At 64.1% G+C, this 8,493-nt stretch carries 9 protein-coding genes; 2 read left to right on the top strand and 7 right to left on the bottom strand.

The window, feature by feature from the left end; genetic code table 11:
- Nucleotides 1-25: 25 nt before the first annotated feature.
- Nucleotides 26-1,174 (bottom strand): sterol desaturase family protein, encoded by a 1,149-nt coding sequence (locus AC6LKD_RS32075; RefSeq protein WP_013395498.1) that lies wholly within the window; start codon nt 1,172-1,174, stop codon nt 26-28.
- Nucleotides 1,175-1,427: 253 nt separating this feature from the next.
- Here AC6LKD_RS32075 and AC6LKD_RS32070 point away from each other — a divergent pair, with 253 nt between their 5' ends.
- On the top strand, nt 1,428-1,652 hold the full coding sequence (locus AC6LKD_RS32070; RefSeq protein WP_013395499.1) for an HP1242/YdcH family protein: 225 nt from the start codon (nt 1,428-1,430) through the stop codon (nt 1,650-1,652).
- A 178-nt stretch (nt 1,653-1,830) separates the two neighbouring features.
- The gene (locus AC6LKD_RS32065) at nt 1,831-2,433 is read left to right on the top strand and encodes a LysE/ArgO family amino acid transporter (RefSeq protein ID WP_013395500.1); all 603 of its coding nucleotides are present in this window, start codon (nt 1,831-1,833) and stop codon (nt 2,431-2,433) included.
- A 27-nt stretch (nt 2,434-2,460) separates the two neighbouring features.
- Here AC6LKD_RS32065 and AC6LKD_RS32060 read toward each other — a convergent pair whose 3' ends face one another.
- The 6 genes from AC6LKD_RS32060 to AC6LKD_RS32035 all read right to left on the bottom strand — a co-directional run bounded on the left by AC6LKD_RS32060 (nt 2,461) and on the right by AC6LKD_RS32035 (nt 8,442).
- Nucleotides 2,461-2,778 carry a hypothetical protein gene (locus AC6LKD_RS32060; RefSeq protein ID WP_498118499.1) on the bottom strand — a complete coding sequence of 106 codons (318 nt, stop codon included), beginning with the start codon at nt 2,776-2,778 and terminating at the stop codon, nt 2,461-2,463.
- A 99-nt stretch (nt 2,779-2,877) separates the two neighbouring features.
- On the bottom strand, nt 2,878-3,531 hold the full coding sequence (locus AC6LKD_RS32055; protein ID WP_013395502.1) for a TetR/AcrR family transcriptional regulator: 654 nt from the start codon (nt 3,529-3,531) through the stop codon (nt 2,878-2,880).
- Nucleotides 3,532-3,573: 42 nt separating this feature from the next.
- A complete protein-coding gene (gene lpdA / locus AC6LKD_RS32050; RefSeq protein WP_498118498.1) occupies nt 3,574-5,013 on the bottom strand; it encodes a dihydrolipoyl dehydrogenase in 1,440 nt (479 codons plus the stop codon).
- A 6-nt stretch (nt 5,014-5,019) separates the two neighbouring features.
- Nucleotides 5,020-5,745 carry an ABC transporter ATP-binding protein gene (locus tag AC6LKD_RS32045; RefSeq protein WP_498118497.1) on the bottom strand — a complete coding sequence of 242 codons (726 nt, stop codon included), beginning with the start codon at nt 5,743-5,745 and terminating at the stop codon, nt 5,020-5,022.
- The gene (locus AC6LKD_RS32040; protein ID WP_013395505.1) at nt 5,738-7,552 is read right to left on the bottom strand and encodes a branched-chain amino acid ABC transporter ATP-binding protein/permease; all 1,815 of its coding nucleotides are present in this window, start codon (nt 7,550-7,552) and stop codon (nt 5,738-5,740) included. Before AC6LKD_RS32040 ends, AC6LKD_RS32045 begins: the two co-directional genes overlap by 8 nt.
- A 5-nt stretch (nt 7,553-7,557) precedes the next feature.
- Nucleotides 7,558-8,442, bottom strand: coding sequence for a branched-chain amino acid ABC transporter permease (locus tag AC6LKD_RS32035; protein WP_013395506.1), 885 nt, complete (start codon nt 8,440-8,442; stop codon nt 7,558-7,560).
- Nucleotides 8,443-8,493: the final 51 nt, after the last annotated feature.

The following is an 8,493-nucleotide window of genomic DNA, read 5'->3' as shown; positions in this document are numbered from 1 at the left end:
GGCGCGCACTGGGCGCGCCGCCGTTTCATTTCTTGCGGGCGAACGGGTAGGCCTGCTGTGCCAGGAAGGTACCCGGCATGTCGTTGTCCAGGATGCCGTAGTTCTCGGGCAGGCGCTTGCTCACACCGCGCACCGCCGTGCCGAACGCGTAATCGATGAACGAGAAGTGCGCGGCATAGTTCCGGTCGATCGCCTCGGTGTCCGAGGAGTGGTGCCAGTGGTGAGAGTCCGGCGTCACGATGATGTAACGCAGCCAGCCCCAGGGCAGCCTCACATTGGAATGGATCAGCACCGCCTGGAAGCCGACGATGATGATGTAGGCGTCCAGCACCGGCTTGGAAAAGCCCAGCGCGAACAGCACGCCCAGCACCGCGACCCGGGTGATCAGCAATTCGACGATGTGCAGGCGCGAACCGGCCAGCCAGTCCAGCGTGCGGGTACTGTGGTGCACCGCGTGGATGCGCCACAGGAACGGCACTTCGTGATACGCGCGGTGCGCCGCGTACTGCACCAGATCCGCCACCAGCACGGCCAGGAACAACTCCGCCAGATAAGGCAGCGACACGATCGCCTGCTGCAGGGGCTCGTAGGCCGCCCAGGAAAACAGCCGGTGCACGAAGAAGTTGATGCACAGCAGCACCGCCCCCACCGACAGGTGGTTGAACAGAAAGTGCTTCATGTCCACCTGCCATTCGCCGCGGAACACCGGCTGGCCCGGGTACAGCGGGAACAATTTCTCGAAAATGATGAACACGGTGCTGGAAGCCAAGAGGTCCAGGATGAACCAGTCCAGCCCCAGATAGGGATGGTTGCCGGTATTGGACGAGGTCACCACCACATTGCTGCCGCCCGCGGCCACCGCCCCGCACACCAGCACGAAGGCCGCGATGTTCAGCCAGCGCTGACGGCCCAGCACGGTATTGGCCAGCGCGATCGTGCCCGATACCAGCAGCGCCCCGAACAGCAGGCCGCGCATCACGTCGACGTTGTAGAAGCTGCGCAGCTCCGGCGTGGTCAGGTAGGCGGGAAAGTGGAACGCCAGGACCCCCAGCACCGCCAGGATGGCCAGGAACAGCGCAATCACGCCGCTCATCATGCCCGTTCCCGGGTGGATTCTCCCGTCCTGCTTGAAAAGATCAAAGACCTGGCGAAGGATGGACGCGCGCTGATTCATTTCAAATTTATGGCAGACCACGGGGAAGCGAGTGTATCGCCGGGGACGGATCTGCATGTAAGCAAAGGTGAACAGCCACGACAGAATCAGTGCCGGCCGGGCTTGCGCGGCATCAATCCGCCGGCTGGCCGCGGCCGCCCGGGCGGTTGACAACGGCGCGGGCTTGGCGTGTCATGGAATCGAAAGCTTTATGGATCATCAGGTTCCCCGGTTTCCCGCAGTGCCCATCAACCGGTTCTTTAAAGAGGCCCCTATGTTCCCTGAATACCGCCACCTCATTACCCAACTGAAATCCGAAAACGCGCATTTCTCAGCGCTGTTCCAGCGTCACAATGACCTGGACCAGGAAATCAAGAACATGGAGGCCGGCATCCAGCCGGCGTCGGGCAACGAGGTCGAAGTGCTGAAGAAGGAGAAACTGCACCTGAAGGACAAGCTGTACGGCATCCTGCGCGCTGCCGACCAGGGCGGCAGCTGAGTTCACCGCACCGCTACGGGCGGCATCGGACCACTCCGGTCCCGTGCCGCCATCGCCGGCCCCTTCCGACCGGCGGAATGCGCCGCGAAAATTAGCAGAACTGAATAAGGATTAGGATAATTAGTTTTCCTGATCTTTTGGCAAAGGCTAGTCTGTCGCCCTTCCCTGAAGGGTATCGATGACCACCGCCTACATTCCCGGATTCCTGCTCGGCCTGAGCCTCATCATGGCGATCGGCGCGCAGAACGCGTTCGTCCTGCGCCAAGGACTGCGCCAGGAACATGTCTTTGCCGTCTGCCTGGCCTGTGCCCTGTCGGACGCCATCCTGATCAGCGCCGGCGTGGCCGGTTTCGGCCTGGCGGTCGGCGCCCTGCCCTGGCTGGAACCCGCCCTGCGCTATGGCGGCGCCCTGTTCCTGTTTGCCTATGCCGCGCGCAGCCTGAGGTCGGCGTTGCGCGCCCGCCATGACAACCTGACGCCGTCCTCCACCCAGACGGCGGGACGCGCAGCCGCGCTGGCGACCTGCCTGGCACTGACCTGGCTCAATCCCCACGTATACCTGGACACGGTGGTCCTGCTGGGATCGGTGTCCAGCCAGTACGACGGCCACAAGACCGCCTTCGCGCTGGGCGCGATTTCGGCCTCGTTCGCTTTCTTCTTTGCCCTGGGCTATGGCGCGCGCCTGCTGCGGCCCATCTTCGCCAATCCCGACGCGTGGCGGGTGCTGGACGGCTGCGTCGCCGCGGCCATGTTCGCCATCGGGCTGAAGCTGGTGCTCTGACCGCCCGGCCAGCAGTTCCTGTCCGGTTTACCGGCTCTTGCCTGACCCGGCCGACGCGTTCATGTAGTCCTTGACCGTGCGATCCTTGTTGAAGATCACCGTCAAGGTCTGCTGGTTGTCCATCGCACCGTAGGCGCTGTTGTCGAAATAGAACCAGGTGGCCGTGGTCAGTCCATCCCGGTTGACGCTCTGGGAGCGGGGCGGGCCGTAGTTCCGGACCATCTCGTCGTAGGTCGTGACATTGAGCTTGATGGCCGCCACCTTCGATTCGGTCAGCAGGTCGCCGGAACTGGTGCTGGCGCAGCCCGTCACGATGGCGGCCACGAAAAGCAAGGATGTTCTCATTCTGTTTTCCCCGGTCTGGCGGGCCGCAAGCTGCGGCCGGCGTGTTGGCGCTAGCTTCATAGACGGCGATTAGAACGTAAATTTTCCTCGGCGGCGCGGCTATTCCACCTGCATCTTGCCGATGTCGGGCGCAAACCCCTCCGGAGGCTTGCTGGCGATGGAACGGCACAGCAGTTCGGACATGCCTTTGGCCAGCTGTTTATTGTTCCATTCCCCCGCGTCCGAATACCACTTCGGCACCCAATTCACGGCACCAAAAATGGAAAAGATGGCCAGCTTCGGATCGCACTGGATAATGCTGCCGTCCTCCATGCCCTCGCGCACGAAGGCGCGCAGCTTGGCTTCGAAGCGGTCGCGCTGCTTGACGATCTCGGCGCGGTCGTCCGGTTCGAGCGCATGCTCTTCTGTAATGATGACGCAGCGGCTCATTTCGCTGAGCGTCACCTCCAGGTACTCGCGCAACGCGAGCTGCAGCTTTTCCAGGCCGGTGCCGCCATGGCGTTCGGCCGCCTCGATGGCCTCGAACCCCACTCGCAACGCCTCGGCGAACGCCTCATACAGCAGGGCATGCTTGTTCGGGAAATAGTGATAGAGCGCGGCCTTGGTCACGCCCAGGCTGGTCGCGATATCTCCCAGCGAAGTAGCGTGGAACCCTTTCTGATTGAAGGCGGCAATCGCCTGGCGCAGCAGCGCTTCGCGCTTCAATTGGTGCATCGCCTTGTGCGTCGGCACCGAATTATTCCATGTTGCCACTGATCAAACCCTCCCGGTGAATTGCGTGGACCGGCCGCATACTTAACTTTTTTTCCCAGAGAAGAACAACTCGGTGAGCGTCCCCTCATAGGCCTCGGCGGCAAACGCCAGCGTCTCCGACAAGGTCGGGTGCGGGTGTATGGTAAGCGCGATGTCACCGGGCTCCGCGCCCATCTCGATGGCCAGCGCCGCTTCAGAGATCAGATCGCCCGCCTGCGGCCCCACCATGCCCACCCCCAGCAAGGCGCGAGTCCGTGGCTCGACCAGGATCTTGGTCAGTCCCTCTCCGCGTCCCAGGCTCAGCGCGCGGCCGCTGGCCGCCCAGGGGAAGCTGGCCGACTCGAACGCCACGCCGTCCCGGCGCGCGGCGGTCTCGGTCAAGCCCACCCACGCCACTTCCGGATCCGTGTAGGCGACTGCCGGAATTACCTTGGCATCGTTGCCTGCCTTCTTGCCCGCCGCTATCTCGGCCGCCACCTTGCCCTCGTAGGCCGCCTTGTGCGCCAGCATCGGTTCACCGACGACATCGCCTATGGCCAGAATATGCGGGACATTGGTGCGCTGGCGTTCATCCACCGCAATGAAACCGCGTTCGTCCACGAGGACTCCGGCGCGGTCTGCTCCGATCCGGGCCCCGTTGGGCCGGCGGCCGGCCGCGACCAAGACGGCATCATACACCTGGGGTCCGACGCCATGCGGCCCGCTGAACACGACGTGCACCCCGTCCTCCCGCGCGCTGGCCGAGACCACCCGCGTGCCAGTCAGAATGGCCTCGTATCGGCTGGCCACCCGCTGCTCCAGGGGCTTCACCAGATCGCGGTCGCATCCCGGCAGGAGGCCGTCGGTCAGTTCCACCACCGTCACCCTCGTGCCAAGCGCCGCGTACACCGTGGCAAGTTCCATGCCGATGATGCCGCCACCCACCACGAGCAGGCGCTGGGGCACACTCTCAAGCGCCAGGGCATCACTGGAATCCATGATGCGAGGATCGTCCGGCAAGCCCGCCAAGCGCACGGGATGCGAGCCCACGGCAATGATGGCCTGTTTGAAGCGCACGGTTTGGCCGCCGGCGACCTCCAGGGTGTTGGACCCAGTGAACTGCCCCAGGCCATGCACCACGCGAACCTTGCGCCGTTTTGCCAGGCCCGCCAGTCCGCCGTTCAGTTTGGCGACCAACGCCTCCTTCCACCGCCGCAACTTGTCGAGGCGAATGCGCGGCTCGCCGAACTCGATGCCCAGCTCGTGCAGGCCTCGCGTCTCTTCCAGGGCGCTGGCTGCGTGCAGCAGGGCCTTGGAAGGGATGCAACCCACGTTCAGGCATACGCCTCCGAGGGCCGGCCGTTCCTCGACCAGCGTCACCGCCAGCCCCAGATCGGCGGCGCGGAAGGCCGCCGTATAACCGCCCGGCCCGCCGCCCAGTACCAGCAGTTCGGTATCGATGTTTTCGCCCACGGGCGGCCTGTCCTTGTTTTCGGTCTGCATGTCTGCCTATTCCGTTCTGCCTGCGCCCAGATAGGCGCTGGACAGCGCCGCCCCCGCGCCGCCCTTCAGCACTTCGCGTGTGCCCTCGAAGACCGTCGTACCGTGCTTGAGCACGTAGCCGAAATCGGCCACTCTAAGCGCCAGGCTGGCCATCTGCTCGCTGAGCAAAACCACACGGCCGCCCTGCGCGCAATACTGTTTGATGAAGTCGAATATCTGCGCGACGACGATGGGCGCCAGCCCCAGGGACGGCTCGTCCAGCAGCACGCAGCGCGGCTCATGCAACGTGGCCATCGACAGGATCAGCATCTGCTGCTGGCCGCCGCTCAGGGTCCCCGCCTTCGCTGCCCGGCGTTGCGCCAAAACCGGAAAATTGCCGTACACCTGCTCCAGCGCTGTCTTGAAATTGCCTCTGGGTTTGCGAAAGTGCCAAGCCGTAATAAGGTTTTCCTCTACCGTGTGTTGATGGAAGATGCGCCGTCCCTCCATGGCGTGCGCCAGGCCCCGCCGCGCGCGCTCGTGCGGAGGCAGGCGAGATATGTCCTCGCCATCCAGCAGAATCTGTCCGCCCTTGATCGGCGTCACTCCTGATATCGCTCGCATCAGCGACGACTTGCCGGCGCCGTTCGCGCCTATCAGAGCCGTGATGCCGTCAGGGCGCGCCGTCAGGCTGACACCACGCACGGCATCGATCGCGCCGTAACTTACCTGCAGATTGCGGACTTCAAGCATGGGCCGGCTCCTCAACGCCAAGATAGGCCTGGATCACGGCCCGGTCGGCGCGCATGCCATCCATGTCACCCCGGTAGATTTCCTCGCCGGCTTCGAACACCACCACTTCGTCGACCAGTTCGGCCAGAAAATCCATGTGGTGATCAATGATCATGATGGCCACGCCATGATCGCGCGCCAGGCGAACCAGCCTGACCAGGTGTTCGGACTCCACTTCGGACAGGCCGGCGGCGGGTTCGTCCAGCAGCAACAGCTCCGGATCGCTCGCCAGGGCGCGGGCAACCTCGGCCAGGCGCTGTATGCCGTAGGGCAATTCGCTCATGATGGCGTCCGCGTGCCCGGCCAACCCGGCCGCCTGCATCAAGGCTTCGACCTGGCGCAGCAGGGCGCCCTCCTCGCGCCTCGCACCGGGCGTATTGAAAGCTGCGGCAAGGGCGCCGTGCCGATAGCGGCGATGGGCACCCATCAGGATGTTCTCGCGCACTGTAAAGCTGGGCACGTTGCGCGGATCCTGGAAGGTTCGGGTGATGCCAGCCTGCGCCACCCTGTGGGAGGGCCAGCCGGCGATGTCCTGGCCTTTGTAAAGAATGCGCCCCGAAGTCGGCGCATAGATGCCGCTGATGACGTTGACCAGCGTGCTCTTGCCCGAGCCATTGGGGCCGACCAGCGCGGTGATGCTGCCGGCGCTGAGCTCGAGCGACACTCCTGCCAGCGCGCGCAGGCCGGAAAACTCCATGACCACGCCCTCGACACGCACCAACGCTTGTCCTCCACCAATGCCTGCCGCGGGCTGCCGCCGCGACATTGGCGGCTCGGCCGCGCTGCCCGCTGCGGGGCGCAATTGGTCGAACTTGCTGTAGCGTGTCTGCGTGCGCAGCAAGCCAGCCAGGCCCTTGGGCAACAAGGAGAAGATGAACACCAGAATCAAGCCATAGACGATGTACTGATAGTCATTGAAAGCCTGCAGCTTCTGCGGCAGGTAGGTGAACAGCACCGCCCCGTATACCTGTCCCGCGAGCGAACCCAGGCCGCCCACGATGGACATCACCAGGATCTCGATGGACCGCATCAGGCCGAAGCTCTCCGGCGTCAGATAGCCGATCATGTGCGCATAGAAACCCCCTGCCAGGCCCGCGAGCCCGCCGCTGATGGCATAGGCGGCACGTTTGACGGCGGCCTGGGATATGCCCAGTGAACCGGCGGCGATTTCGCTGACGTGCACGGCGTAGAACGCCCTGCCGAAATGGCTTTTGACGAAGTTGCGCAACATCAGCATGACGACCAGCAACACCACCAGCAGAATGCGGAAGTACGCAACGGTGTCGATGCTCCAACCGAAGATCTGCAAGGTTCCTATCTGCGACGACGGAATGCCGCGCATGCCCATCACCCCTCCCGTCACGCCGCGCAACTCGCGCGCCAGTTCATAGACGATCAGGCCGAAGCCCAGCGACATCATCGCCAGATAGAACTCGCGCACTCGGCCCGCAGGGCCCGCCAGTAGCAAGCCGATCGCCGCAGCGCCAAAGGTGGCCAGTACCAGCGCCACGGGGAACGGCACCCCCCAGGATTTCATCGCGATGGCGCTGGCATAGGCGCCGATGGCGAAGAATCCGGCGTGGCCCAGCGAAATCTGCCCGCTGATGCCGGTCAGCAGATTGATGCCCTGTGCGAGCAGGATATTGATGATGACGAAGCTCCACATCTGGACCGTGCCGGTGGCGACATGGCCGGCGCCCACCGCCAGCGCCACGGCCAGCGCACCAAGCGTCCAGGAGTTCGACAGGATTTTTCCTAGCTGTTTCATCGTCCTCACACCTTCACCGTTTCGCGCTTGCCAAACAGGCCCTGCGGCCGGATCGTCAACACGCCTATCAAGAGCACGAAGGCCACGACCTCGGCCGCAGCGGGCGAGACATAGCCGCCCACCAGCTTTTCCAGGATGCCCAGGATCAACCCGCCCACCAGCGAGCCGAACGCACTGCCCATGCCGCCCATGACGGCCGCAACGAACGCCAGGATCAACAGATGCAGGCCGAAGTTCGGATCCACCGTGCCCGATACCTGCGACACCAGAATGCCGGCGATGCCCGCCAGCACGCCGCTCACGAGGAAGGAGAAGACGACCACGCGGTAGACCGGTATGCCCATCAGCGACGCCAGGTCGCGGTCATGGGCGACCGCGCGCACGCCGTAGCCCCAGATGGAATGGCGCAGGAACAGTTCCATCAGGCCGACGATCATCACACTGATGACGAAAACGGCGATGTATTGCAGGGAGATATAGGCGCCCATGAACTCCACCGTATCCGTGCTGCTGAAGAGCACGTCCGGAAACGCCACGGCCTGGGTGCCGAACAGCCAGCTCGCCACTCCTTGCAGGAATATGCCTATTCCAAGCGTGGATACCACCCATCCCATGCTGCCGGCGACGCGCCGCGTAGGCCGCACGCCGACGACCTCGACCACCCACAGGATGAAGGCCGTTGCCAGCAACGACACGCCCACGGCCAGGAACACGTTGACGCCGGCGCCGACCATGACGGCCGTCAGCATCGCGCCGGCCATCAGCACCGAACCCTGTCCGAAATTGAGCACGCGCGTGGTCCAGAACGTCAGGTTCAGGCCGAGACCGATCAGCGCATAGGCAGCGCCGACGCTCAGTCCCGACACGATCATTTGGATAAAGAAATCCATATCACCCTCATCCATGCAGGCGGGCGACCGTCCGGCGTCACCGCGCCGGAC

Source organism: Achromobacter sp. D7-1 (genome assembly GCF_059760445.1).
This window is presented reverse-complemented; position numbering and strand designations above follow the sequence as displayed.